General features: G+C 47.8%; 24 protein-coding genes. 23 read left to right on the top strand and 1 reads right to left on the bottom strand.

Annotation, left to right across the window (positions count from 1 at the left end):
- The first annotated feature begins 112 nt into the window (after positions 1 to 112).
- The 6 genes from DDZ15_RS03055 to DDZ15_RS03030 all read left to right on the top strand — a co-directional run bounded on the left by DDZ15_RS03055 (position 113) and on the right by DDZ15_RS03030 (position 7,918).
- Positions 113 to 778 (top strand): ArsR/SmtB family transcription factor, encoded by a 666-nt coding sequence (locus DDZ15_RS03055; RefSeq protein ID WP_109644705.1) that lies wholly within the window; start codon positions 113 to 115, stop codon positions 776 to 778.
- 78 nt (positions 779 to 856) lie between these two features.
- The gene (locus DDZ15_RS03050; protein WP_109644702.1) at positions 857 to 2,233 is read left to right on the top strand and encodes a TolC family protein; all 1,377 of its coding nucleotides are present in this window, start codon (positions 857 to 859) and stop codon (positions 2,231 to 2,233) included.
- A gap of 20 nt (positions 2,234 to 2,253) precedes the next feature.
- A complete protein-coding gene (locus DDZ15_RS03045; protein WP_158278611.1) occupies positions 2,254 to 3,330 on the top strand; it encodes an efflux RND transporter periplasmic adaptor subunit in 1,077 nt (358 codons plus the stop codon).
- 56 nt (positions 3,331 to 3,386) lie between these two features.
- Positions 3,387 to 6,608 carry an efflux RND transporter permease subunit gene (locus DDZ15_RS03040; RefSeq protein ID WP_109644698.1) on the top strand — a complete coding sequence of 1,074 codons (3,222 nt, stop codon included), beginning with the start codon at positions 3,387 to 3,389 and terminating at the stop codon, positions 6,606 to 6,608.
- Between the two features lie 58 nt (positions 6,609 to 6,666).
- Entirely contained in the window at positions 6,667 to 6,978 is a 312-nt protein-coding gene (locus DDZ15_RS03035) for a hypothetical protein (protein ID WP_109644696.1), read from the top strand.
- Positions 6,979 to 7,174: 196 nt separating this feature from the next.
- Complete coding sequence (locus DDZ15_RS03030; protein ID WP_109644694.1) at positions 7,175 to 7,918, top strand: acetolactate decarboxylase; 744 nt, start codon at positions 7,175 to 7,177, stop codon at positions 7,916 to 7,918.
- Positions 7,919 to 8,170: 252 nt separating this feature from the next.
- On the opposite strand, the gene DDZ15_RS03025 is transcribed toward DDZ15_RS03030, so the two are convergent.
- The gene (locus DDZ15_RS03025; RefSeq protein WP_146198499.1) at positions 8,171 to 9,979 is read right to left on the bottom strand and encodes a hypothetical protein; all 1,809 of its coding nucleotides are present in this window, start codon (positions 9,977 to 9,979) and stop codon (positions 8,171 to 8,173) included.
- Between the two features lie 293 nt (positions 9,980 to 10,272).
- Between DDZ15_RS03025 and DDZ15_RS03020 the strand changes: the two genes are divergently transcribed.
- The 17 genes from DDZ15_RS03020 to DDZ15_RS02940 all read left to right on the top strand — a co-directional run bounded on the left by DDZ15_RS03020 (position 10,273) and on the right by DDZ15_RS02940 (position 24,775).
- A complete protein-coding gene (locus tag DDZ15_RS03020; protein WP_146198498.1) occupies positions 10,273 to 10,629 on the top strand; it encodes a hypothetical protein in 357 nt (118 codons plus the stop codon).
- A gap of 128 nt (positions 10,630 to 10,757) precedes the next feature.
- Positions 10,758 to 11,957: a multicopper oxidase domain-containing protein gene (locus DDZ15_RS03015; RefSeq protein ID WP_109644688.1), complete on the top strand. Its 1,200-nt coding sequence runs from the start codon at positions 10,758 to 10,760 to the stop codon at positions 11,955 to 11,957.
- 20 nt (positions 11,958 to 11,977) lie between these two features.
- Entirely contained in the window at positions 11,978 to 12,754 is a 777-nt protein-coding gene (locus DDZ15_RS03010; RefSeq protein ID WP_109644686.1) for a formylglycine-generating enzyme family protein, read from the top strand.
- A gap of 12 nt (positions 12,755 to 12,766) precedes the next feature.
- Positions 12,767 to 13,432, top strand: a complete 666-nt coding sequence (locus DDZ15_RS03005; protein WP_109644684.1) for an SCO family protein — start codon at positions 12,767 to 12,769, stop codon at positions 13,430 to 13,432.
- 23 nt (positions 13,433 to 13,455) lie between these two features.
- Positions 13,456 to 13,935 carry a plastocyanin/azurin family copper-binding protein gene (locus DDZ15_RS03000; protein ID WP_109644682.1) on the top strand — a complete coding sequence of 160 codons (480 nt, stop codon included), beginning with the start codon at positions 13,456 to 13,458 and terminating at the stop codon, positions 13,933 to 13,935.
- A gap of 107 nt (positions 13,936 to 14,042) precedes the next feature.
- A complete protein-coding gene (gene ric, locus DDZ15_RS02995) occupies positions 14,043 to 14,768 on the top strand; it encodes an iron-sulfur cluster repair di-iron protein (RefSeq protein ID WP_109644680.1) in 726 nt (241 codons plus the stop codon).
- A 218-nt stretch (positions 14,769 to 14,986) separates the two neighbouring features.
- Complete coding sequence (locus DDZ15_RS02990) at positions 14,987 to 15,436, top strand: RrF2 family transcriptional regulator (RefSeq protein WP_109644678.1); 450 nt, start codon at positions 14,987 to 14,989, stop codon at positions 15,434 to 15,436.
- A gap of 68 nt (positions 15,437 to 15,504) precedes the next feature.
- Positions 15,505 to 15,972 carry a c-type cytochrome gene (locus DDZ15_RS02985; protein WP_158278610.1) on the top strand — a complete coding sequence of 156 codons (468 nt, stop codon included), beginning with the start codon at positions 15,505 to 15,507 and terminating at the stop codon, positions 15,970 to 15,972.
- A gap of 33 nt (positions 15,973 to 16,005) precedes the next feature.
- Positions 16,006 to 17,985 (top strand): Sec-dependent nitrous-oxide reductase, encoded by a 1,980-nt coding sequence (nosZ, locus tag DDZ15_RS02980; RefSeq protein ID WP_109644674.1) that lies wholly within the window; start codon positions 16,006 to 16,008, stop codon positions 17,983 to 17,985.
- Between the two features lie 93 nt (positions 17,986 to 18,078).
- Positions 18,079 to 18,660, top strand: a complete 582-nt coding sequence (locus DDZ15_RS02975) for a hypothetical protein (protein WP_109644672.1) — start codon at positions 18,079 to 18,081, stop codon at positions 18,658 to 18,660.
- Between the two features lie 15 nt (positions 18,661 to 18,675).
- Positions 18,676 to 19,128, top strand: coding sequence for a nitrous oxide reductase accessory protein NosL (locus DDZ15_RS02970; RefSeq protein WP_158278609.1), 453 nt, complete (start codon positions 18,676 to 18,678; stop codon positions 19,126 to 19,128).
- Between the two features lie 83 nt (positions 19,129 to 19,211).
- The gene (gene nosD / locus DDZ15_RS02965; RefSeq protein ID WP_158278608.1) at positions 19,212 to 20,393 is read left to right on the top strand and encodes a nitrous oxide reductase family maturation protein NosD; all 1,182 of its coding nucleotides are present in this window, start codon (positions 19,212 to 19,214) and stop codon (positions 20,391 to 20,393) included.
- Complete coding sequence (locus DDZ15_RS02960) at positions 20,390 to 21,100, top strand: ABC transporter ATP-binding protein (RefSeq protein ID WP_109644666.1); 711 nt, start codon at positions 20,390 to 20,392, stop codon at positions 21,098 to 21,100. The genes nosD and DDZ15_RS02960 overlap by 4 nt, the downstream gene beginning before the upstream one ends.
- Positions 21,097 to 21,894 (top strand): ABC transporter permease, encoded by a 798-nt coding sequence (locus tag DDZ15_RS02955; RefSeq protein ID WP_109644664.1) that lies wholly within the window; start codon positions 21,097 to 21,099, stop codon positions 21,892 to 21,894. The genes DDZ15_RS02960 and DDZ15_RS02955 overlap by 4 nt, the downstream gene beginning before the upstream one ends.
- A 36-nt stretch (positions 21,895 to 21,930) precedes the next feature.
- Positions 21,931 to 22,989 carry a COX15/CtaA family protein gene (locus DDZ15_RS02950; RefSeq protein ID WP_109644663.1) on the top strand — a complete coding sequence of 353 codons (1,059 nt, stop codon included), beginning with the start codon at positions 21,931 to 21,933 and terminating at the stop codon, positions 22,987 to 22,989.
- 10 nt (positions 22,990 to 22,999) lie between these two features.
- Entirely contained in the window at positions 23,000 to 24,235 is a 1,236-nt protein-coding gene (locus DDZ15_RS02945) for a hypothetical protein (protein ID WP_109644660.1), read from the top strand.
- Positions 24,236 to 24,310: 75 nt separating this feature from the next.
- Complete coding sequence (locus DDZ15_RS02940; protein WP_199222861.1) at positions 24,311 to 24,775, top strand: RrF2 family transcriptional regulator; 465 nt, start codon at positions 24,311 to 24,313, stop codon at positions 24,773 to 24,775.
- Positions 24,776 to 24,784 lie beyond the last annotated feature (9 nt).

Here is a 24,784-nt window from a genome sequence, read left to right as displayed (position 1 = left end):
GAAAGTACCTGAAGATGATAACAGCAGCAGATCATTCAATAAAATTATTGAATGTTTCAGTTCTCCTTCTTACCTTCATTCAACAAAATTATTGAATGAATACGTTTTGCCGATGGACACCCGAAAACTGAAAACCAACCTGTACAAGCAGCTGGCAAGTGTCACCAAAGCACTTAGTAATCCGCATCGTCTGGAAATCATCGATTTGCTGGCTCAGGGGGCTTTTCCGGTAGAGTACATTGCTGAACAAACGAACATGCCTGTTGCGAATGCATCCCAGCATTTGCAGGTGCTTAAGAATTCAGGATTGGTGACTACCAACAGGGAAGGAAAGTACATCTACTATGAGCTTGCAGGGCAGCACGTTTACAATACATGGTGCTCACTAAGAGAACTTGGTTTTATGCAGAATAGTGAAATACGGAAACTTCTGAGCGATTACAGAGAGCGTCGAAATCAGCTGCATACCATCAGCGATCAAGAATTGATCAGCCGGGTTGAAAAAGGAGACATATACATCATTGATGTACGCCCGGAGAAGGAGTACACAAAAGGTCATATAAAAAGTGCAGTATCCATACCGAATCGCACTCTGAGGGAAAGAGTCAGTGAGATGCCGAAAGACCGTGAAATAGTGGCGTATTGTCGGGGCCCGCTTTGTTTAATGGCTGATGAAGCAGTCTCTTACTTAAGAAAAAAAGGCTACAGAGCCTGGAAACTTGATGACGGCTATTCAGGGTGGGTTGCAGGAAAACGACCGGTTGCATATGAATCCTGATTCTCCTGCAGATTACTATCTAATTCCGGATCCGAAGAACACTATAAAACTTTTTAAATAATAAATAATCAATCCAACATGAATGTTAAGCACATATGCTTTGTCTGCCTGGGCCTGATGGTGATGCTGTTACTGACACCTGATACGCTCTTATCCCAGGAAACGGCAAAAAGCAGGGAACCACTTTCCTTAACACTGCAAGAGGCGATGTCTGCCGCCATGGAGAATAATTTCAGCATTGATCAGTCAGAATATGATGTGATGAAGGCGCGGGCACAGTACCGTCAAACCAACGCCGTATTTCTACCCACGCTTTCGTTCGAATACAATGCGATATCCACAAACGACCCGCTGAATGTATTCGGGTTTAAGCTGAAGCAGGAATTGGTATCCCAGCAGGATTTCAATCCGGCACTCCTTAACAATCCGGACCCATATGAAAATTTCAGTGCCAGACTGGAAGTTCAACAGCCAATCTTCAACCCCGATATGATCATGCAGCGGGGTGCTGTGAAAAACCGGCTTAACTCGGCAAATGAACAGCAAGATGGAACAATGAGGCACATCCGTTTCGAGGTTCAGAATCAATATTACAGCCTGATCCTTCATAGACGTCAGCTCGATGTTTTGGAAACCGCTCTGGAAACGGCAGGGGAACACAGGAGACAGGCTCAGAACTATTTTGAAGAGGGAATATTAAGCAGGGAGGACTTTCTTGCCGCACGAGTGTATGAGCTGGAAATGGAGAGCAGAAAAATAAATGCGGAGAATGAGTTAAAGCATGCCGGTGAGGAGATGGCGCTGCTACTTGGAATGGATGGTTCCAGGCCTGTAGAGCCTGCAGATGATATGATATCATCAGGAGAAGCTATTGATGTACCGGACCTGAGCCTGATAGAAGTTGATAACGCCCAGCTGAGAGCCATTGAAGAAAGGGTAAAGGCAGCTGAAAAGATGACAAGAGCTGCTAAGTATAGCTTTTTGCCCAAAATAAATCTGTTTGGCAGCTATGAATACAACGATCCTGATTTTGCAGGCCTTAATGCGAACTCATACATGATCGGCGCCAATTTAAAGTGGAACATATTTTCAGGTTTTCGCAATGCGGGGAAAGTGATGGAAGCGACCGCAGATTACAACAAAGCGGTGAGCATGCGGGCGAGCCATAGAATTGAAACAGAAAATCGCGTGCGTCAGGCTTATCGCAATCTGGAACATGCGGAAAAAGAATTGTTGCTGACGGAGGAAGCTATCTCGCAATCAACCGAGGATGTAAAAATAAGGTCGAACAGATACGATGAAGGCATGGAAAGAATCACGGACCTCCTTGAGGCAGAAACAAAGTTGGCCGAAGCCAGGCTGAAAAACATAATGGCTCTTTATAAATACAATATGAGCATTGCAGCACTTGAGATGCTGTTAGAAAAGGATTTAAACAACGTAGAATACCAATGATCAGCAAAATAAACAGGGATATGAAATTCAAAGCAGGAATAGTACATACAACACTTCTGATGGTTTTCCTCATTTCAGGCTGCTCAACAGATGACGCCGCCTTGCCTGAACAGGAGCCGGTTGCGGTTGATGTTGAAACTGCCGGCATGTCGCTCGCCTACTCAGACCGCACCTTCCCGGCCAGTGTTGAAAGTGACAATCAGGCCAGCCTTAGTACAATCGTCATGGGAACCGTAACGGCTGTCCCCGTAACCGTGGGTGACGAGGTTAAAAAAGGAGACATACTGATTCGCATAAAGGATGATCAGATCAGGGCTCAAAAATCACAGATCGAAGCCAATTTGGTGCAGGCGAGGGCCAATATGGAAAACACCGAAACCAATTATAACAGGATAAAAAACCTATATGCTGAAGATAGCGCAACATCAAAGGAGCTGGATGACATTTCAACGATGTATGAAATTGCCAAAGCCAATCTGGAAGCGCTGGAAGCCAGACTCAACGAGGTAAACGAAATGCTGGCTTACACAGTGATACGTGCACCATTCGATGGAATTGTGAGCCGGAAATTTGTTTCAGAAGGTGATATGGCTGCTCCCGGACATCCGCTTGTTGCCGTTTCGGATCCCTCAAATGTGAAAATTACCGCGTCGGTCGCTGAAAGTGAAATTGGTCAGATTGAAGAGGGTTCAGAGGTAAGCGTTACAATATCATCTGCAGGCTTAGCCGGTGTTCCTGCGAGGCTGACAGCTGTGAGCAGTGCGGGCGATCCCATGAGCCGGCAATACGCCATTGAAGCTGCCCTGGAAGATGAAGAAGAGATCAGCAGGCTGAAAGTGGGAATGTTTGCAGAAATTCATGTAAGCATTAACCCGTCGGAAGCCCTCTACATACCCATACAAGCTGTAGTGGAGAGAGGACAGCTAACGGGTATCTACTCAATTACCGACAATAACCGCGCCGTATTACGATGGGTTCGTCTCGGAAAAAGGAGCGGAGAACAGGTCGAGGTGCTTACAGGCTTAAAACCGGGTGAAAAGTATGTATTGGGTCCCACGGATTTAATTCGCCAGGGGCAGGCGCTGAGAGTAAGATGAAAAGGATCAGAATAGATAAATCAGCAAAGAAATCTAACATTGAATAACGCATAGAAATGAAAACCGGATTAGCGGGTAAAATTGCCCAGTCATTTATTGACTCAAAACTGACGCTGCTATTGATGATCGCCTTTATAGCGATTGGTGTGTATGGGGTTTGGCTGACACCAAGTGAAGAGGAACCGCAGATCGATGTGCCCATGGCCGATATCTTTGTTGGATATCCTGGTGCATCACCCCTTGAAGTTGAAAACCGGATTGCGATTCCGCTGGAGAAAATACTATCAAATATTTCGGGTGTAGAATATGTTTATTCCACGTCGATGCCTGAACAGGCGATGGTTTCAGCACGGTTTTATGTCGGCCAGAATGTAGAACAAAGCCTGGTGAGGCTTTATAATGAAATAATGAAGTTCATGGATACCAAACCGGACATGGTAACCATGCCGCTTATCAAGACGAGGTCTATAAATGATGTCCCTATTGTAACGCTGACACTTTGGAGCGATGTGCACGACGACTATCAGCTTCGGCGGGTAGCACAGGAGCTGGATAACGAAATAAAGTCGATTGTAGATGTTGCAGAGACAAAAATTCACGGCGGACGCTCAAGAACGGTGGAAATTATTCTGGATAAAACCAAAATGGCCTCGTTCAGGATCGATCCGCTTCGGGTTGCACAAATTATCCGGGCGTCGAACAGTGAATTCAGTTCAGGTTCGTTTGCAGCAAACGACCGGCAGTTCAGGGTTCAGACCGGCAACTTTCTTGAAACGGCCGGGGATGTAGGGTCTCTGGTGATTGATGTTCGACAGGGAGACCCGATTATGCTAAGCGATATTGCCGAGATCAAAGACGGGCCGGGTGAGCCTGCCAGGTACGTCTCGTATGTGCCAGGCCCGGTATCTGCCCTGGAGCAGAGTCTAGAAGCGGGCCGTTCCTATCCTGCAGTATCCATATCGGTAGCCAAAAGACAGGGCGCGGATGCCATGGCTATAGCCAGCCAGATCGATGCGATGGTTGAACAGCTGAGCGGCCCGGTGATTACATCAGATATTAAGGTAGAAACGACGCGAAACTATGGCGAGACGGCAACAGAGAAAGTGAATACACTGTTGATTCACCTTGTGGTTGCCGTACTTGCCGTTTCGTTCGTCGTATTCCTGGCTATGGGGTGGCGCGGTGCTCTGGTTGTATTTATTTCCGTGCCGATAACATTTGCGCTGACGCTTTTCTTCTACTATATGTACGATTATACGCTGAACCGGATTACCCTTTTTGCCCTTGTTTTTGTGACGGGTATCGTGGTGGATAATTCCATCATTGTGGCAGAGAATATGCACCGGCATTTCAAGATGAGAAATCTGCCGTTTAAGCAGGCTGCGATCTATGCAATCAATGAGGTTGGAAATCCAACCATCCTGGCAACCTTTACGGTGATTGCCGCAGTCATCCCGATGGCATTTGTTTCAGGTTTGATGGGGCCATATATGAGTCCGATCGCAATAGGTGCAACCGTAGCGATGATCCTTTCACTCATCATTTCATTGATTGCAACTCCGTGGCTCGGTTACCGGCTGCTTCGTGCGGTACGTGTGCAGTCAAGAAAGGGGTCAGGAAAACAATACAGGCTTGAGGATACCCTGATCTACAAAATGTATGACAAAACAATGCGCCCGCTTATGGAGAGCAGCTGGAAAAGGTGGGTGTTTTTACTGGGTACAACGGCCGTATTATTTGCTACCATGATGCTCTTCTATGTTCGTTGGGTGGAAGTGAAAATGCTTCCGTTCGACAATAAGAATGAGATTCAGCTCATTATTGACATGCCCGAAGGCACAACCCTCGAACGCACCGAGGCCATTGCGCAGGAAACGGGTCTTGTTTTACTGGATATACCCGAGGTGTACGACTATCAGATCTACTCAGGCACAAATGCACCGATCAATTTCAACGGACTGGTACGCAGCTATGATTTAAGGCAGTCAGCAAACGTGGCTGATATTCAGGTAAACCTGGTGGATAAAAGCCTGCGGTCCGATCAAAGCCATGACATTGCCAAGCGCATGAGGCCGCTGGTACAGGAAGTTGGCCGGAAATACAATGCGAACATTAAAGTGGTTGAGGTTCCACCGGGCCCGCCCGTACTCTCCACGCTTGTTGCGGAAGTGTATGGTCCGGATATCAGCATGCAGCGCGCGATTGGTCAGGAGATCAAAGAGATTTTTTATGCAACGCCCGGAATCGTGGATACGGACTGGATGGTAGAGGATGAACAAACGGAGTACCGGTTCGCGGTACAGCGCGAAAAAGCAGGTGTGACGGGCGTGATGCCGAATCAGGTAACCGAATCTCTCGGTATGATTCTGGGGCAGCGACCGGTGAGTTCGCTCTACAGTGAAAATGAAGCCTCACAGGTGCCTATTAAAATGAAGCTGGATGAGGCCGATCGTGCCGGAGTGCAAGAGCTGGGCGGGCTTCACGTGCAATCGCAAACCGGTGCCATGATCCCTGTAACGGATCTGGTTGAGCTCGAAGAGAAGGTTCTTGAAAAAAGCATCCACAGAAAAAATCAGCGGCGCGTGGTGTATGTAACGGCAGAAGTAGCCGGGGAGATAGAAAGTCCGGTCTATGCCATTCTGGATGCACGTGATCAGCTGGACAACATCATGCTGCCTGCAGGATACAGCCTGGAGCAGCAGTATGCAGGGCAGCCGTTCAGCAGCGAAGATGTAACCGTAAAGTGGGACGGAGAGTGGCAGATTACCCTCGAGGTATTCAGGGACCTCGGCATTGCATTTGCGGTGGTGCTGGTGATTATCTACATCCTTATTGTGGGATGGTTCCAGGATTTTGGTGTTCCCATTATCATGATGATTGCCATTCCGCTTTCGCTGATCGGGATTCTGATCGGCCATTGGTTTGCGGGAGCATTTTTTACCGCTACCTCCATGATCGGCTTGATCGCCCTTGCGGGAATTATGGTTCGGAATTCCGTACTGCTGATCGACTTTATTCAAATCAGCCTGCGGCAGGGAAATACGCTGCAGGATGCCGTAGTGGAAGCCGGGGCTGTACGCACCATGCCGATACTGCTTACCGCAGGAACGGTTGTGATCGGTGCCATTGTGATTCTGTTCGATCCCATTTTCCAGGGATTGGCGATCTCACTGATGGGCGGAGCAATAGCTTCCACCGCCCTTACCCTGATTACGGTACCGTTAATTTACTTCATGGTGAAAAACCGTCTGAAGCCGGAAGAGATCCTTCGAGATTGATAGCAAAGACAGAAAGATCCACAGGGTCTCATGTCAAAAACACAAAACCACAATTCCAATGAAACTTCTGATCATATTAAGCATTGCGGAGTTTTCGGATGAAGTACGCAAAATGATGACCCGCAATAACGTGCCCGTTTACAGCGAAACCGAGATGTATGGTTTCCGTACGGAAAAGCATAAACCGGATATCCGGACATGGTTTTCCCAGCCCGATAAAGGGATTTACTCCACACTGTTTTTTTCATTTCAGAGTGAGGAGACGGTAAAGAAAATACTGGAAGAGGTCTCTCACTACAATGAAGAGTACGAAGGCGACCGCGATAATCCCATTCACGCATACCAGGTGGCGGTAGAGGATTTTGCTTAAAGTTGTTCACCGCGGTTGATGCTAAAGATGCTAAGTGTTTTTTTCTTCATATACCCATCGTCACGTTTTTTTTAGTGCGGAAACACATGGCCGGCAATGGTATCCCTGAAACGAATAGATTTCACCTATCGGTTCTAGCGATTTGGTTATCTTTTTGCGGAATGAATATCTAAGACAATCGTGAATTTATAATTAAATGATGCGAACCCTGATTCTTTTTGTCCTGCTGGGTCTCTGTTTACAGTCTCAGTCCTCGCTGGCGCAATCTGCCTATTCCGTGGAGTATTTCGGCGCACTTCGCGCTACTATTCAGCAGGGAGATATCTCCGCAAATGCGAATCTTGCAGACTATAAGAAGCGGGATCATCTCTATGCCCTGGGTGCGTTTGAAAATCTCAAGGGAGAAATCCTGATTTTAGATGGAACATCTTACTCAACCCGGAATGGCGGTGATGATAAGGCACAGTTTATTGATGCATTTGAAGAAAAGGCCAATCTGCTGATTCTTGCCTCTGTTGAAAGATGGGACCCAATCGACCTGCCCGGTGATATTGAAACGCTGGAAGAGCTTCAGAAGATCATTGAAACCAAAGCAGGGGAGCATGGTCTGGATATGGGTCGGCCATTTCCGTTTTTACTTGAAGGAAAGTTCGGCGAATTAAGCTGGCACGTTATCGACTGGCCGGAAGACGACCCTGTTCACACTCATCAAAAGCACCGAACATCAGGTCCTCACGGGGTATTGGAAAACCGATCAGCCAAACTGCTCGGGTTTTGGTCTGACTCTCACCACGGAGTTTTTACTCATCATACAACAAACCTGCATATGCATTTTGTTACGGATGATGAATCCCTCGCGGGCCATGTGGATGGACTGGCCAAAGCCGAAAATCTGATTCTTTACCTGCCACACCAAGCTGAATTCGATAAAAGGGATTGAACCGAAAAAGTCACCCTTTTCCGGAGGGAATCACAACATGGGAAGGGGGAAGAGTCCCGGCGGCGGTCGGGGATAAGGGCGATGCCCCGCCCCATCGGAAACCCTTCGGAGCGGAGTGCTGATTTAGCTGAGACAATTGAATGATCGCATGAATGTATCTGCTGTTCGTCCCGAAAACCAGATCACGGTAGAGGATTTTGCCTGAACCCTGGGTGCTTGCAAAAGTCCCGGTTTATTCCGGATGCCCATGCTTCAGGCTACATCTGCCTTAAAAAGCATATCAAGCCGTTTTCTCTGTTCAAGAACCGTTGATCGGAGAGAACCCAGGTTTTCATCCGGGTATGCGGCAGAGTCAGCGATTTCGAGGCAAAGATCCATGCCCTCATGAAGGTTTTTGCGCATTTTTTTCAGGCGGTTCAAACCACTCTTGTCTTCCGGATCCGTTTGCTCAGTCAATTCCGTGAGATAATCCACATACATGCACAGCTCTTTTGCAAACATATGGGGCCGTTCGGCAGAAACCAGTGATTCAGTTCGCCCATATATGTGATCCACCATTTCATCCAGCAGATATTCCCTGTTAAACCAGGCCACATTTGGGCCGGGACAGATTTCCTGCCTGCCGTACGACGGTTTCATGATACCCAGCCGGATCAGCGAGCCCGTACCGAGGTTTGTACAGAGGCAGGTCTTTTCCATCACCCGTGATGCCTGCCTGTCTTTCTCATTTTCGCTGAGGTCTGCCCGCTCCTTGATCTGATTGATTTTGAGCAGCTGATACTGGGCAGAGGCCGTACAGATCGGATTTTCGGTAAATTCTGTATTGGAAACGAGAAACCCCTTGGGACATTTGGAACCCGGTTTGCCGGCGTCGACCAGCTTTTTGGTATATATTTCGGATCCGGAACCCCGGATGTTATTAAAAGGGACACCCAGCGGAGAAACATTGCTCAGGTAGAGGTCCTTCTCGCCGGCATTTGCCAGTAATTTTGTGGTGACGTCATCAACGCAGGTGGCTTCGGGCACCAGCAGAAACGGGCTGCCCCAGCCTGTACCGTCCATGCCAAAATCATTCATCAGCCGCTGCATCTCGCCATAAGTGCCAATGCCGCCCTGTACAGTAATTTTGGGAGTGATGTCGTCGATTTCAAGATCCGGATAATCCCAGCCCATCGATTCATAAAAACTTTGCACCATGGGCTGAAAGGTTTCCACGAGTTCATTCTTTTTCTCGCGGAATTCCCTCAGAAGCACCGGCATCAGGTGCCCGTCTGAGGCGAAGGCGTGCCCACCGCAGTTCAAACCCGATTCAATTCGAAACTCAGCCACCTCCAGGCCTTTTTTGGCAAGAAATTTTCCCTGAATCAGTGCCGAACGGAAATCACTGACCTTGAGCACAATTTTCTTCCTGATCTCTCCCGCCTTATCCCGGTAAAAGTCTCCGAACTCAGACAGATAGCTGTAGAGCCGTGGATTAAAACCCGCAGAGAGGACGAGAGAGGAGGATAAACTGCTGTTCGCGTATCCCCTGAGAGCTGCGCTTGCGTCAGAATACTCGGAGCTCAACGGTTTGCCATCCCCGGCCGTGCCGAGGGCGTCAACTTTGGCCATGATGTTCACATCGATAAAGCCCGGGGTCATTCTTTCAGTAAGGTCGTCAGTCAATCGTCTACGCTCATCCGGATCGGAGAGCGTTGCTATATAATCGTATGTTTTGCGCAATGAATTTGAAGAGGGGAGAAGCCTGAAATAACGGTCTTTTTCAGAATCGGCAAAAAGCGGCAGATTCTTCAGCTCTTCAAATTTTGTGTGAACAATTTGCTGAACGGTTTCCAGATAGGCCGCAATTCTATCCGCCCGCCCGTCTTTGCTTGAGCGCGGAATATTCTGATAGGGGATGTTGAATTCACCGCAGTAGTACTTGCGGATTTTTTCACACAGCAAATCGTCAACTACGGAAATAACCGAGTTGATACCCAGGTGTGCTACCCGAACAGGGCTGTCGATAGAATGACCGGTACCCATTACCGGAATGTGGAAGGTGTGTTGGTTTTGGATCATGGTTATGCAAAATTAAAATAAAAAGACAAATTACTCTTTATTATTGTAAGGCGAAAGGTTTTTCTGTTATGCCTTTGCCAGGAAACCTGAGCAAGGAAAAATACCATTAAAAGCAATAAAATACATGATTTTGGAAATAGAACCTGAAAAATCCGACAGGAAAAGCAGAAGGTATCAGCTGCCGGCAAAGGTGGAAAGAAGCAAACTTTCTATTTAAGACAAAATACTCTTGTATCTTTTAAATAAAACTTCTATCATGGTTCCAGAGAGAAACAAACCAAACAGAAATCCAGGTGAAAACTCTTTATTCACATATCCTCTTAATCGCTTTCATGGTCGGAGCCCTGCAGCCGGTTACCCCGATGGTGCAGCACCTCATGTATGAAGGCAGCCTGACAGAGCTTCTCACGGAGCCTGCGGGAGAGATGTGCACAGAGGGAAAATGTGATATGGATATAGCTGCCTGCTCCTGCGATCATCATCAGGGAGAGAGTGATCAGCTCCTGGATATCGATTATTACCCGGTTCCCCTGCATATGGGTGAACAGCCGTCGCCTCTCGGAATTAATCAAAAAACCGGTCTTTGCTGCTCCGGAGATGAGCAGACGCTTGCACTTCACTACCAGACCGACCTTCCGCCTCCCCGGTAAACCCTGCTGTTTAACCCGACACGGGCAAGATGCAGGATACATTTGCTGCCTGAACACACTTACACACTCAAAATACTTTTTACCAAACAAGGGGTTGCTGCAACCCTGAACACAAAGCGGAGAACATTATGAAACGTTTTATGAATTACCTCGCCGTGATGCTGTTTATTGCGACGGGCCTTACAACGGTACAAGCTCAAACACAGGAATACACCATCGACGGCATGATTTTTGGCATGCCTGAAGCCACCGTCTTTACAGACGATTATGACGGCCCGCCGGTAGTGGGCGATTACGTAACCATGCTTCCCAAACTGGCTAAGCTCGATTATGAAGGAAACAGGCATCACCAGGTTCGGCTGGATACATTTGTCCAGGAGATAGAGGTAGCCGAGGGTGTGCGATATCGCGCATGGACGTTCGGCGGTATGGTGCCGGGCCCGGTCATTCACGTGCGTGAAGGCGACCGCATTACCTTTACCATGAAGAACCGGTCGGATGAAATGGTTCAGATCAATGAGCCGGTAAGCGAACTGCTTATGAACGGTGAAAACACGGGCGGACCGTCCGGCCTCGACATCTCCTATGAGGTGAATGAGGAAGAGTTTGCTTCTCCCTATCTGAAGCAGATCCGCGAGAATAACTACATGAATACGCAGCCATCGATTATGCCGATGCCGCACTCGATGGACTTTCACTCCGGCACCGTTGCCAAGGATGACAAATGGAGAACCATTGCTCCCGGTGAAACCATTCAGTTCGACTGGGTGGCCAATTATCCGGGCACCTACATCTATCACTGCGGAACACCAAGTGTTCTGATGCACACTGCAATGGGTCAGCACGGCGTGGTGGTGGTTTCACCCAAAGAGGGCTACGAAACCGATGACCGCATAGACCATGAATATGTGGTGGTTCAATCTGAATATTACCTGAAAAAAGGTGCCGGTGATATCTATCAGTATGATTTTGAAGCCGCTCAGAATATTAATCCCTCGCACGTAGTGTTTAACGGCCATCAAACCATACTGCACGATCAGCCGCTGAAGGCCAATGCGGGAGAACGCGTACGGATTCACTTTTCAAACAACGGCCCCAGCCAGACATCCAGCTTTCACGTGATCGGTGCCATTTTTGATCGCGTATGGATGGAGGGTCACCCCGACAATGAAATGAAAGGTATGCAAACCGTGCTGCTGGGCGCATCCAACTCGGCCACGGTGGAGTTCATCGTGCCTGAAGAAGGCAAATACATCCTGATTGACCACGAGTTTGCCGATGCCGAAAAAGGCGCAACCGGTACGCTGAGCGCAGGACCCAGACAGTAGGCGAATTACAGAGACGAATCATGTTGCGAAATATCATCCATATCATCCTGATCTGTGCCGCTTCCCTGTCTGCTGCGGCAGCGGGAACGGCGCAGAACCGGGGTATCATAGAGATCCCCGCCGGAAGCTACCACTCGGTGCTTCCGGAGGTTGTCGGTGAGCCGGTTCAGGTAGCTGCGTTTCGTCTCGATGAGACGGCCGTTACCAACGCGGAGTTTCTGGAGTTCCTGAAAGTAAATCCCGAATGGACACGGTCTGAAATACCGCCCGTATTTGCGGGCAGCTCCTATCTGGAGCAGTGGCAGGACGACCTGCAGCTGCAGGATGACAGGAACGGAAACGAGCCCGTAACGAGAGTCTCCTGGTTTGCGGCGAATGCCTATTGCGGCTGGAAAGGCGGACGCCTGCCCACCCTGCATGAATGGGAATATGCCGCACAGGCCATGGATTTTACCTCCGCTAAGGAAGCCGACCGGTTCAGCTATGAGCTGATCGGTTGGTATTCCGCAGTGGATGCCGAAAAAACGGGCCTCACGGGTTCAACCGGTATCGAAAACCGGTATGGTGTGAAGGATCTGTTCGGCCTGGTAATGGAGTGGGTGGAGGATTTCAAGCCCCCGGTGGGGGAGGACATCTCACTCGACTGCGGAACCGTGGGACGCATGAAGGGCGACAGCAGCATCTACAGCTACGCCATGTCGATCCGGTTTATCACAAGAATGAGTTTCGACCCGGCAAGCACTACCGGCATGCTGGGATTCAGATGTGCCTACGATCCGCTGCCGCCCGTCAACTGAAAAGGAGGAATCATGAAAACAATGATCAAAATATTCACTGCGCTGCTGTTACTGGCGATGCTTCCATCACTGGCTTATACCCAGCATCATCACGGCAATCATTCAAACAGCAATGCGCTGGACGCGATGGACATTCAGACAGATTACTCCGTTTATCACAGTACCGCTGTGTGGACCAGCCATAGAAACGAGGAGATCCGTCTGTCGGAATTTGCCGGAAAGCCGGTGATCGTGGTAATGGTGTACGGAAACTGCACACAGGTGTGTCCGATTCTTGTACGGGACGCAAAACGCGTATTCGAAGGCGTGGATGAAGAGCTTCAAAGTGAGGTTCGCGTCGCGGTGGTCACATTTGATCCCGAAAACGATACCCCTGAAAGATGGATGGAGTACGCGGAACAATATGAACTGAATATTCCCCAATGGCACTTTTTAACCGGCAGTCAGGCTCACATTCGTGAACTGGCCATGCTGCTGGGCGTGGAATACATCCGGAAATCGGACGGACACTTTGCACACTCCAACCTGGTATCCATACTGGATGAGAAGGGCGCAATCGCAGAACGAATGATCGGCCTGAATCAGCCTGTGGATGCTGCGGTGACATCTATCGAGAGCAGGCTCCGAAAAGAGATGACCACATCAAACGAATTTACAAATCAACACAATCACAGATAAACATTTTAATAAAGGATAAAACCATGAAAACACTCATTAAACTCACATTATCGATACTGTTGACAGGCCTGATGGCAGCACAGATTTTTGCAGCCGCAGGTGAAACCGAAAACGTACGTGAAATTACCGTGAAAGGCACCGACAACATGAAGTTTGACGTGACTCTGATCGAGGCCGAACCCGGTGAAAAGCTCAGAGTTACACTGGTTGTGGAAAGCAACCTGCCTAAGGCGGCCATGGGTCACAACATTGCAATTGTGGATCAGGGCGTAAATATGGACGATTTCGTCTTTGCATCCATGACGGCAAAGGATAACGAATACATTGCTCCGGCCTTTCAGGATCAGGTGATCGCTTTTACCAAAATGATCGGCGGCGGTGAAACGGATACGATTGAATTTACCGTGCCGGATACTCCCGGTGAGTACGAATACGTCTGCACATTTCCGGGCCACTACTTTGGCGGCATGAAGGGAATTCTCAGGGTTACAAACCCGGCATAGGTAATCACCTTCGCAAGACCCATCGGCAGGTACGGCCGGAGGTATCTAACCCGGCCGTACCTTTTTAAAAAAACAAAACCCGAACAGTTATTAAACGATTGAAGAAAATGAATTTTACAAACAGATCCGTAGGAGACATTGTAGCGGAAAACTATCACGCAGCCGGCGTATTCCGGCAGTACGGAATTGATTTCTGCTGTGGCGGCGGTCAGCTGTTGTCGGCCATTTGCGAAAAGAAGGGAGTAAGCCTTGAGACGGTTCAGGAAGAACTGGAAAGCGTGTACGGCAAGGAGGATTGTGGAAGTGAAAATTACAGCGACTGGTCTCCATCTTTTTTGATCGACTACATCATAAACAGGCATCACACCTTTGTACGGAATAAAACTCCGGAAATAGCCGTCTACGCAGCCAAGGTGTCCAGGGTGCATGGGGAGAAACATCCTGAAAACAGGGAGATCTTTGAGATCTTTACAAGGCTTGCAAATAAATTGATGGAGCATCTTGGGAGCGAGGAATCGACCGTTTTTCCGCTGATCAGATCTGTATCGGAAGCAATGGAAAACGGAAATGCTGTACCTGCAGGTATGTTAAAGGACCTGAAGCTGGAACTGAATAAGATGGAAGAGGAGCACGAAGCGGCTGGTGAGGCTATGAGGCAAATTCGTAATCTTAGCAATGGGTTCACACCTCCGCAGGATGCCTGTACTACGTACCGCATTCTCTATAAAAACCTGGAGGGTTTTGAGAACGATCTTCACAAGCACGTACACCTGGAGAACAACATACTATTCAGAAAAGCAGAGGGGCTGCTTGGGCAACATTTTTGTCAATAAATACATCCACAGTGATCAAAAATAACGACAACCACAAAACCTTAAATCTCAAATGCCGAAAGTAACGAGATGCATGATAAGGACCGGAGGTATCTATCTGGCCACCGGTGTGACCCTTGCAGGGATGAAGGATGTTCTTTCAGGGGTGTTGGGCTGTCGGGAGGAGTGCTCTTTCCGTGTCGATACTTATCATAATCACTTAAAATGGGAGGCATAGTATGATTTTATCCAAGTCGAGCATCTACGGACTCCGGGCTTCGGTTTTACTGGCTGGGAGGGGAGAGAGCGGCTACACAAACATCAGGGAACTCAGTGATGATCTGGGCCTCTCATTCTACTTCCTTACCAAGGTGCTTCAGCGGCTTACGGCTGCGGGAATCGTAGAATCCTGCAAAGGGCCAAAGGGAGGAGTCAGGTTAAAGGGAAATCCGGGTGACATTTCATTCATGGATATTATTGTTGCCATCGAGGGGGATCTGGACCTGAATGAATGCCTGCTGGGGCTGAGCAATTGCGGAGATCTTAGCCCCTGCAGGTTTCACGGAAAGTGGAGCGGTTTAAAGAAAGAGATTCTTGAACTGCTCAGAGAAACCAGACTTATAAATACCTACAAGACGGGTAGGGAAATTCCTGATGCTAAAACAGTAGCAGACCTTATAAGAAAATGAACAGAAAAATTTTACCATATAACAGACAAAGCACTCTTAATTCTTTTTTTACTATGAAAACTTACGTGATGACAGCACTATCAATCATCGCCATCCTCGCATTTACTGCCTGCGGAGGGGCTGATGAAAGCAGCGATAGAGGTGATAGTACAGCAAACCAAAGCACAAGCGGACTAACTGATTTTGAAATGGAGCACGGCATAGGCCCAGTCAACGAAGTGGTGGAACTTGGTGAGCTGGACACCAGCCTGGCAGAGGAAGGCAAAGCCATATTTAATGCCAAATGTACGGCATGCCACAAGCCTACAGAAAGATATATCGGTCCTGCGGTTGGTGAAGTGCTTGAAAGAAGATCAGCCACATACACAATGAACATGATCATGAATCCTGACGAAATGACCAAAAAGCATCCTGAAGGCAGGAAAATGATGCAGGAATACATGTCGCCAATGCCCTATCAGAATGTAACCATAGAAGAAGCGAGGGCAATAGTTGAGTACTTCAGAACAATCGAAATGCCCGAAAAGGAAAATTAAAAAACCTCTACTAATCAATAAATCAATACAATTATGAAACCAATAGATAACAAAAAAAGGCGTACATGGTGGGCAGTGCCTTTTATTGCGATAATCGGATTAACACTTTATGGCTGTCCATCACAGCAAAATTTGGCGGGTTCATCTGACGCGGCCCAAAAGGTTTATGTAGCCCCCGGAGAACACGATGAATTCTATGGCATGTTTTCGGGCGGTTATAGTGGTCAGATGACCGTTTACGGTTTGCCATCAGGCCGTCATCTCTATACTATACCGGTCTTTTCGCAGGCCCCGGTGAGCGGTTACGGCTATTCTGAAGAGACCAAGCCGATGCTTCAGACCACTCATGGATTTATTCCCTGGGATGATGCCCATCACCCTGAGATGTCGCAAACTGACGGTGTGCCTGACGGTCGATGGATATTTATAAATGCAAACAATACACCGAGGGTAGCCCGGATTGACTTTGCCAACTTCCAGACCGCGGAGATCATTGAGATTCCCAATGCAGCCGGCAATCACGCCTCTCCATTTGTTACGACCAATACCGAGTATATCTCAGCTGCTACCCGGTTTAGCATTCCAATGGATGAGGAGACTCTGGAAAATCAGGATGTCAGCATCTCTTCGTATGCAGAAAACTTCAAGGGAACACTCTCATTTATTAAAGTGGGCGAAGAGGGTGAGATGAATATTGATTTCCAGATTCTGGTACCCGGTTTTAACTATGACCTTTCTCATGCAGGTAAGGGTCCATCGGCCGACTGGTCGTTCTTTACGAGCTACAATACGGAAGAGGCTCACACCCTGCTTGAAAGAAATGCGTCCAGAAATGACAAGGACTTTATTGCAGCTGTTAACTGGCGAAAAGCTGCCGAACTGGTGGCAAATGGTGAAGGCAGGGAAATTCCGGCCCCCCACTATCGCAATTATATGGATCACAATGAACAGCGTGCAAAATCTGAACTGGTTGAAACGGTGACGGTGATCGATCCGATCGAAAACCCGGGTATTATCTACTACCTGCCAACACCCAAATCTCCGCACGGCGTGGATGTGGATCCCAGCGGTCGTTACATAATTGGCGGTGGAAAACTCTCATCCGTTCTGCCAGTGCACTCTTTTGAAAAAATGATTGAGGCTATAGAAAATGAAGATTTCGAAGGCGAAGTCGATGGCATTCCGGTATTGAATTATGATTCCGTAATTCACGCGGAAGTGGAAAATGCAGGTATTGGTACTCTTCATACGGAATTCGATGGTAAAGGCTACGCCTACACCACGGCATTTATCTCATCCGAGGTTGTGAAATGGAGCCTGGAAACTTTCGAGGTCGTTGACCGGATCGATACCTACTATTCTCCCGGTCACCTGATGATACCCGGCGGAGACAGCATGCAACCGGAAGGAAAATACTTGGTGGCACTGAATAAAATCACCAAAGACCGCTATCTGCCAACCGGTCCCGAACTGTTTCACTCAGCGCAGCTTATCGACATCAGCGGCGATAAAATGGAGCTGCTTCTTGATTTTCCGACAGACGGTGAACCTCATTATGCTCAGGGTATCGCAGCGGATATCGTAAAAGAGAGACAAATCAGGTTTTATCAGCTCGAAGAGAACAATCACCCTGCAGCAACCAAAACAGAAGCCGATACCAGGGTGGAGCGTGATGGCAACAATGTTCATGTATATATGACCACAATTCGCAGCCACTTTGCACCAGACAATATTGAAGGTATTAAAGTGGGTGATAAGGTCTATTTCCATGTAACCAACCTTGAGCAGGACTGGGATGTGCCTCACGGATTTGCCATGCTTGGTGCCCGAACAGCTGAGTTGCTGATTATGCCGGGCGAGACCAGGACACTTGTCTGGGAACCGCAAAAACCGGGTGTTTATCCTTTCTACTGCACCGACTTCTGCTCAGCTCTTCACCAGGAGATGCAGGGATATGCACGGGTGTCTCCGGCAGGATCAAATGTTCCGATTAGCTATGGTACAGGAAATTAAAAAAATGGAGATGATCTAATATTCAGACCTTGAAGAGGGCTTTGACCGGCCCTTTTCTCTTCTTAACAAACTCAAAAGGAAAATGAGGTATAAATGGGCACCAAAGAAAAATCATTGACTGCAGTCGCCGCACTGCTTCTGGGACTCGTATTTTTTGTTCCAATCTGGACTATTGACATGGATGCACCTCAGTACCCGGAAGGGATAGGAATGGAGATTTCAATCAATAAAATTGAAGGACAGAAAAAGAATGACCTTCTGAATATTAACGGTCTGAACCATTATATCGGCATGAAAGAGATTACGCCGGAATCAATACCTGAACTCAAAATTATGCCCTGGATCTTTGCCTTCCTGATTACGTCAGGACTGGTCATTGCCTTGTGGGGAAACCGTAATGCACTGCTGATCTGGATCCTTCTTTTTGTACTCCTTGCAATTGCAGGCCTGGTCGATTTCTACCTTTGGGGTTACGATTACGGACACAATCTGAGCGATGATGCCGCTATAAAAGTGCCTGGCATGACGTATCAGCCGCCGCTGATTGGCACAAAACAGTTGCTCAATATTACCGCTTCATCCTGGCCGGGACCCGGATTCTACATTTCATTGATCAGCATGGGTCTTGCTTCGTATGCATTTTGGTCAGGCAAGTCATCCTCAAAAGAAAATTAAATGCGGAGAACCATCATGAAAAAAAGTATCGTTCTGTCCACTCTGCTTATTCTGCTGCTTACTGCCTGCATATCCCAGGATCCCAAAGAGGTGCACCTGCACACGGATGAATGTGTGTATTGTAAAATGGTGGTATCTGATATGCAATTTGCATCCCAGATGGTTAGCGATAAAGGAAAATCATACACCTTCGACAGTATCGAGTGCATGGCAGCTTATCACTATCAGAACCCGGATCACGCTGGCAAATCAAAAATGTATGTTTCGGATTACACGCGACAAAAACAGTGGATACTGATCGATAATGCGAATATTTATCATGCAGAAACAATTCAAAGCCCCATGGGCCTCTCGCTCTTTGCAATGCCGGGTCATGTACCTCTGCCTTCAGATATTGGGGATGCAGAATTAATGAACTGGAATGTAACCGTAAATTATGTAGTCGATAAATGGGACTTACAACGATGACAGCCACCCCCTTTTTATCAATATTTAGGACCACGCATCTTAAATATCTTCTGTCCGGTTTCTGCCTGAGCATGATACCCCTGATGTCTGCCGCACAAACGGCAGAACTTCCTGAGTCAGAGAACAGGCTTGAAGCGTTGATTCAGCAAGCAGACTCCGGCTCAACCATACGGATAGGGCCTGGAACCTACAATGTTCGGGAACTGCTTATTGAGAAAGCAGTAACGATTGACGGACAAAACAGCGCCGTTCTGGATATCGGAGGAGAAGGTTACGGCCTCATTCTGAAAGGAGAGAACATCACTCTTAAAAATTTTGAAATCAAAAATTCAGGTTCCGGTTTCATGGATGACTTTGCGGCCATTCTTATAGAGGAGAGCAATAACATCCTGATACAAAACCTGACGCTTACGAATAATTTTTTCGGGGTTTTTATAGCCAAAAGTGAAAATGTAGAGGTAACCGGTAATACAATTATTTCGAACGCAGACCGGCAAACCACATCCGGTAATGGTATCCACATGTGGTACAGCAAAGATGTGGAGGTGCATCAGAACGAAATTACCGGCCACCGTGACGGCATCTACCTTGAATTTGTTGAGGGCGGCACAATGACGGGAAACAGAGTGTACAGCAATATCAGATATGGCCTTCATTTTATGTACTCTGACCATTGCAGCTACATCGATAATGAGTTCAGAGACAACGTCTCCGGAGTAGCCGTAATGTACACCAGGAACGTTGTTATGCAGCGTAACCTATTTGTACAAAACTGGGGAGCAAACCGTTACGGGCTTCTGCTAAAGGAGATCAACGACAGCGTGGTTGAAAACAACCGTTTTGAATCCAATTCGGTAGGTATCTACAGTGAAGCTTCCAATCGTGTTCAGATCGAACAAAACAACTTCACGGAAAACGGTACCGCCATCCGAATGATGGCTAATGGAGTGGATAACCGAATCGTCAGGAATAATTTTTTTGGCAATGTGTTTGAAGTATCAACGAACAGTCGTTCAAATCCTAATCACTATGAAGGCAATTACTGGAGCCAGTACGAAGGATACGACCTTGACCGGGACGGTATCGGAGACGTGGAGTACCGGCCGGTTCGCCTGTTTTCACTTTTTGCTGAGCGTCAGCCTCTATCGCTGATTATGCTCAGGAGTTTGATGGCCGGCCTGCTTGATACGGCCGAAAGAATCTTTCCTGTATTAACGCCAAAAAACCTGACTGACCCTAAACCGTCTATGGAGCCTGTTCAATGATTTACGTAAATAACTTAAAAAAAGCTTTCGGCTCTCAACAGGTTTTGAAAGGGCTGAATCTGACCATACCTGAAGGCCAGTCTACAGGCATTGTTGGCCCAAACGGAGCCGGAAAAACAACGCTGATTAAAACAATGCTGGGACTGGTAAAGGCCGATTCCGGGGATATTACCATAAACAATATCCGGTTGAACGGAAATTATGAATACCGAAGGAATATCGGGTACATGCCCCAGCAAGCACGATATCCGGAACAAATGGCAGTAAACGATCTTTTCGGTCTCATGCAGCACCTGAGGGGCGAAGACCCGGTATATTTGGATGAACTGATTGAAGAGTTCGACCTGAATAAAGAACTTCAGAAATCCTTGAGGGCGCTCTCAGGAGGCAACAGGCAAAAAGTGGGTGCCGCGATTGCCATGATGTTTAATCCTTCCATTCTGTTTTTTGATGAGCCCACGGCAGGCTTGGATCCTCGATCCAGCTACATTTTTAAAGAACGGATTCAGAAAGAGAAAGAGTCGGGTAAAACCGTGCTGATTACATCTCATATCATGAGTGAGCTGGAGCAGCTTGTAGATCATGTGGTGTTCATTCTGGAGGGTGAAATTAAATATTACGGCCGAATTGATGATCTGCTGAAAGAAAATCGTCAGGAGCGGCTGGAAGGAGCTATTGCAAAACTGATGGAGGAACCCGGTTCATGATGAGTATCTATTTAAAAATATTACGCAATGAATTTAAAACCCTGCTGAGGGCAAAGTGGGTGATTGGCTACGGGCTGATTTTTCTACTTCTTACCGATTCACTTTTTCGTTTCGCCGGCGACGGTACTGAGGTATGGGTAAGCGTCAGTAATATCATGCTGCTGCTCATTCCGATGATCAGTTTGATCTATGGTATTCTCTATATATATCAATCCCGTGATTATCTTGAACTTCTTCTTACGCAGCCGGTTAGCAGGTCAGCACTTTTCTGGGGTTTATACACGGGCATTTCCGCACCTCTTACGGTCGCTTTCCTGGTTGGTTCCATATTACCTCTTGCCTGGCATGGTGGGTTAACTGAAGGCACCGGGTCGCCGCTGTTTCTTGTTTTGGGCCTTGGATCGCTGCTTACCTTTATTTTTGTGGGCTTGGGTTTTGTGATGGGACTCTGGTTTTATGATGATAAAATTAAGGGGTTTGGTTTCTCTATCATTATCTGGCTTTTTATGGCCGTTATTTATGATGGTTTAATTATGGTAATCATTTTTCTTTTGGGAGATTACCCCCTCGAGACAGGAATTATTGCCATCACGATGTTAAACCCGATGGACCTTGCCAGAATTATGATATTAATCGAATTTGATATTTCTGCATTGATGGGATATACGGGAGCCGTATTCAACCGGTTTTTTGGAACGGCGATGGCATCGGTTCTTTCAGTAACGATGCTTTCACTGTGGCTGATTGTGCCCTCATGGACCGGTTTGAGATTGTTTAGCAGGAAAGATTTTTAGACATTGATCCTGATAAATTTCAGGATTACCAAACAGATGGAAGTGCAAACAAAAAATTCAGCGGACAGAAAAAGCATACAAGCCTGGTACTGGAGCGGCGCCACTCTGGTTTTTATCATCCTTATTATTGGCGGTATAACCCGCCTTACCGGCTCCGGGCTGTCCATGACAGACTGGGAACCCATCATGGGGGCGATACCACCGCTCAGCGAGGCCGACTGGAACGAAGCGTTCGACCAGTATAAACTCTATCCGGAGTACTACCAGGTGAACAGTGACATGACCCTGGGCGAGTTCAAGGTCATTTTTTTCTGGGAATACCTGCACCGGATGCTGGGAAGGCTGCTGGGCCTCGTTTTCCTGATTCCTTTCGGTTGGTTTCTCATCCGAAAAAAGCTCGACCGCAAACAGACCTCCAGAGCGCTGGTGCTTTTGGGCATTGGAACCCTGCAGGGCCTGATGGGCTGGTACATGGTTCAAAGCGGTCTTGTGGACGTTCCCGCAGTGAGCCACTACAGGCTGGCCGCTCACCTGTTCATCGCTTTTGTCATTTTCGGTCTATGCGTGTGGTTTGCACTCGACCTGAGTGAATCGCGCAATGCCGCTTTAAAAGATACGGGACGACTTTTTGGCTGGGGCGTTTTACTTCTAGTACTGATATCCCTGCAGGTTGTGTACGGAGCATTTACGGCCGGACTGCACGCAGGCCATGTTTACAATACCTTTCCGACTATGTTTGGATACTGGATGCCGCCGGAACTCTGGATATCCGAGCCACTCTGGATGAACTTTCTCCAAAATATGGTTACCGTACAATGGATGCACAGGGTGATTGGTACGCTGATTGGCCTGGTCAGTATCTGGATGCTTGTTCGCGCGTTCATTGTAAAGGCGGGGACGCGAGTGATGTTTCATACGCTGGCCGTGACAGCAGCTGTACTGTTTCAATACCTCATTGGCGTATATACGCTGATTTACCACGTACCTGTCTGGCTTGGTGTTTTCCACCAGGGAGCCGCACTTCTGCTTGTTGGAGTGGTGGTATCCTATATCCACCTGCTTGGGAGAGGAAAAGCGCAGATACTTACCGATTAGCGGAGCTGAGATGGAGTTGAGCAGGCAGAACGATTCTTCAACATTCCTGATGGTGTGGAGGCTGGCCTTGTTAAGCTTTATTCTCGCCGGCCTTACCGGATTTATTTACCGATTGGGCCTGATCACAAATTTGCCGGAGGGAATTGAATTTGCCAATCTCAGGCACGCCCATTCACACCTGATGTTCTTCAACTGGATCTGCCCTCCGCTGATGATTTTGATGGCAGGATCCGTTTTCCGTGATCCTGAGGCGAGCGGGCTGAAGCCATTCAGGCCGTGCATGATCACGATGATTGTTCTTGGATTTTTAACCTACCCGCTGTTTCTCATGTACGGCTATCAACCGGTGGCAGTTGGACGTGCGGAGATACCCCTGGCAGCGGCCGTATCCGGCCTGATTATGGTTACATGGTACTGGTTTGCATGGCTCTATTACAGATACAGAAAAGAGAGGGATGACCGGTTAAGCCTTCTGTTGTTTGACACCGCATTGCTTGCATTGATTTTAAGTTCACTGGGCGCGTGGGGGGTGACGGTGGCTCAGTTTACAGCTGCACCGGGATCCCTGATACCAACCGCATTGACCGGGTTTTTTTTGAGCGTGTTTACGGAGGGCTGGGTCGTTCTGGCGGCTATGGGTATTCTGGTTATGCTCTCCGAGGATAAATTGCCTGAAATTAAGCTACGCAGCGGCTGGTATTATGTACCTGTCCTGTTCGGGTCAATGCTGCTTTTTCCTTTATCACTGAGCCGGCCGATGCTTACCGGAGGAATGGTGTTTGCATCCTATCTCGGACTGACGCTTGCCGCAGCGGGTTTACTGATATTTATGCTGTTCATTTGGAAAACTGCTGTCCGTTCCGGGTTTACCGGAAAAGCCATTGTGGCCTTTTTTTCTCTCAAAGTAATGTTTTTGCTCGCAGCGCTGATGCCGCACGGTATCTGGCCGGGAGAGCATGGGGTTCGTGTTCTGTATCTTCACACGCTGCTTCTTGGCCTGGCGTCCGCTGTCATAATTGAATCCTTCAGCAGGAAACGGCAGGCTGCGGCCAAAACTCTTTTTATTCTCAGTGTATGTTTAATCCTTGTAACCCTTTCAATGATCAGCGGGCACTGGCCTGCAGGGCTAACCCCAAATGGACTCATCTATTGGGTGGTCGCAGCTGCGGCGCTGCCTGTGATTCCTGCGGGTGTGCTGCTAGCAGGCACATTCAATTTGTCCGAACAGGTAGAAAAGAAAGATTAGATGAGCACGCGGTTGAGGTCTTGCGGTAAATAGACTATTTTAAGATAATAAACTCTTCATTAACCCTTCCAAACCATGTTGTTGTCAAAATCCTGTGTATACGGTTTGCGAGCATCTCTCTATCTGGCTTCAAAAGATGAGGATGAATTTACCCCGATCAAGATAATGAGTGAAAAGCTGGAGATCTCGTTTCACTTTCTCACGAAGATTCTGCAGCAGCTTACGGCCGACGGCCTTTTGGAATCATTTAAAGGACCCAAAGGGGGAGTGAAACTGACCAAGCCGGGGAGTAAAATCGCCCTTATTGATGTAGTATTGGCAATCGACGGGCCCCGCTTGCTCACAGAGTGCGTATTGGGCCTGCCGGGCTGCGGGCTTAAAAATCCCTGTCCGCTTCATGATAAATGGGCGGTAACCCGCGATTCGATCCGGGTAATGCTGCAGAATACAACATTGAAGGATTTGGCTGAGAAAGGAAAGCTGGAAAACCTCCGTCTTACCGAAGACGGAGATTTCGAGGAACTTCTGAGAGACCAATAAATTTTAAGA

This window comes from Rhodohalobacter mucosus, assembly GCF_003150675.1.
In the GTDB taxonomy this organism is placed as follows: domain Bacteria; phylum Bacteroidota; class Rhodothermia; order Balneolales; family Balneolaceae; genus Rhodohalobacter; species Rhodohalobacter mucosus.
The sequence above is the reverse complement of the archived record's forward strand: the minus strand, read 5'-3'. Positions and strand labels throughout refer to the sequence as shown.

Bases quoted from the DNA above. Each gene is read 5' to 3' on its own strand.
- nosZ (WP_109644674.1), top strand. From the start codon at position 16,006: ATGAAACCAATAGATAACAAAAAAAGGCGTACATGGTGGGCAGTGCCT.
- DDZ15_RS02975 (WP_109644672.1), top strand. From the start codon at position 18,079: ATGGGCACCAAAGAAAAATCATTGACTGCAGTCGCCGCACTGCTTCTG.
- DDZ15_RS03010 (WP_109644686.1), top strand. From the start codon at position 11,978: ATGTTGCGAAATATCATCCATATCATCCTGATCTGTGCCGCTTCCCTG.
- DDZ15_RS03005 (WP_109644684.1), top strand. From the start codon at position 12,767: ATGAAAACAATGATCAAAATATTCACTGCGCTGCTGTTACTGGCGATG.
- DDZ15_RS03025 (WP_146198499.1), bottom strand. From the start codon at position 9,979: ATGATCCAAAACCAACACACCTTCCACATTCCGGTAATGGGTACCGGT.
- DDZ15_RS02955 (WP_109644664.1), top strand. From the start codon at position 21,097: ATGATGAGTATCTATTTAAAAATATTACGCAATGAATTTAAAACCCTG.
- DDZ15_RS02960 (WP_109644666.1), top strand. From the start codon at position 20,390: ATGATTTACGTAAATAACTTAAAAAAAGCTTTCGGCTCTCAACAGGTT.
- DDZ15_RS03055 (WP_109644705.1), top strand. From the start codon at position 113: ATGGACACCCGAAAACTGAAAACCAACCTGTACAAGCAGCTGGCAAGT.
- DDZ15_RS03045 (WP_158278611.1), top strand. From the start codon at position 2,254: ATGAAATTCAAAGCAGGAATAGTACATACAACACTTCTGATGGTTTTC.
- DDZ15_RS02940 (WP_199222861.1), top strand. From the start codon at position 24,311: ATGTTGTTGTCAAAATCCTGTGTATACGGTTTGCGAGCATCTCTCTAT.
- DDZ15_RS03015 (WP_109644688.1), top strand. From the start codon at position 10,758: ATGAAACGTTTTATGAATTACCTCGCCGTGATGCTGTTTATTGCGACG.
- ric (WP_109644680.1), top strand. From the start codon at position 14,043: ATGAATTTTACAAACAGATCCGTAGGAGACATTGTAGCGGAAAACTAT.
- DDZ15_RS03000 (WP_109644682.1), top strand. From the start codon at position 13,456: ATGAAAACACTCATTAAACTCACATTATCGATACTGTTGACAGGCCTG.
- DDZ15_RS02990 (WP_109644678.1), top strand. From the start codon at position 14,987: ATGATTTTATCCAAGTCGAGCATCTACGGACTCCGGGCTTCGGTTTTA.
- DDZ15_RS03050 (WP_109644702.1), top strand. From the start codon at position 857: ATGAATGTTAAGCACATATGCTTTGTCTGCCTGGGCCTGATGGTGATG.
- DDZ15_RS02950 (WP_109644663.1), top strand. From the start codon at position 21,931: ATGGAAGTGCAAACAAAAAATTCAGCGGACAGAAAAAGCATACAAGCC.
- DDZ15_RS03035 (WP_109644696.1), top strand. From the start codon at position 6,667: ATGAAACTTCTGATCATATTAAGCATTGCGGAGTTTTCGGATGAAGTA.
- DDZ15_RS02945 (WP_109644660.1), top strand. From the start codon at position 23,000: ATGGAGTTGAGCAGGCAGAACGATTCTTCAACATTCCTGATGGTGTGG.
- DDZ15_RS03040 (WP_109644698.1), top strand. From the start codon at position 3,387: ATGAAAACCGGATTAGCGGGTAAAATTGCCCAGTCATTTATTGACTCA.
- DDZ15_RS02970 (WP_158278609.1), top strand. From the start codon at position 18,676: ATGAAAAAAAGTATCGTTCTGTCCACTCTGCTTATTCTGCTGCTTACT.
- DDZ15_RS03030 (WP_109644694.1), top strand. From the start codon at position 7,175: ATGATGCGAACCCTGATTCTTTTTGTCCTGCTGGGTCTCTGTTTACAG.
- nosD (WP_158278608.1), top strand. From the start codon at position 19,212: ATGTCTGCCGCACAAACGGCAGAACTTCCTGAGTCAGAGAACAGGCTT.
- DDZ15_RS02985 (WP_158278610.1), top strand. From the start codon at position 15,505: ATGACAGCACTATCAATCATCGCCATCCTCGCATTTACTGCCTGCGGA.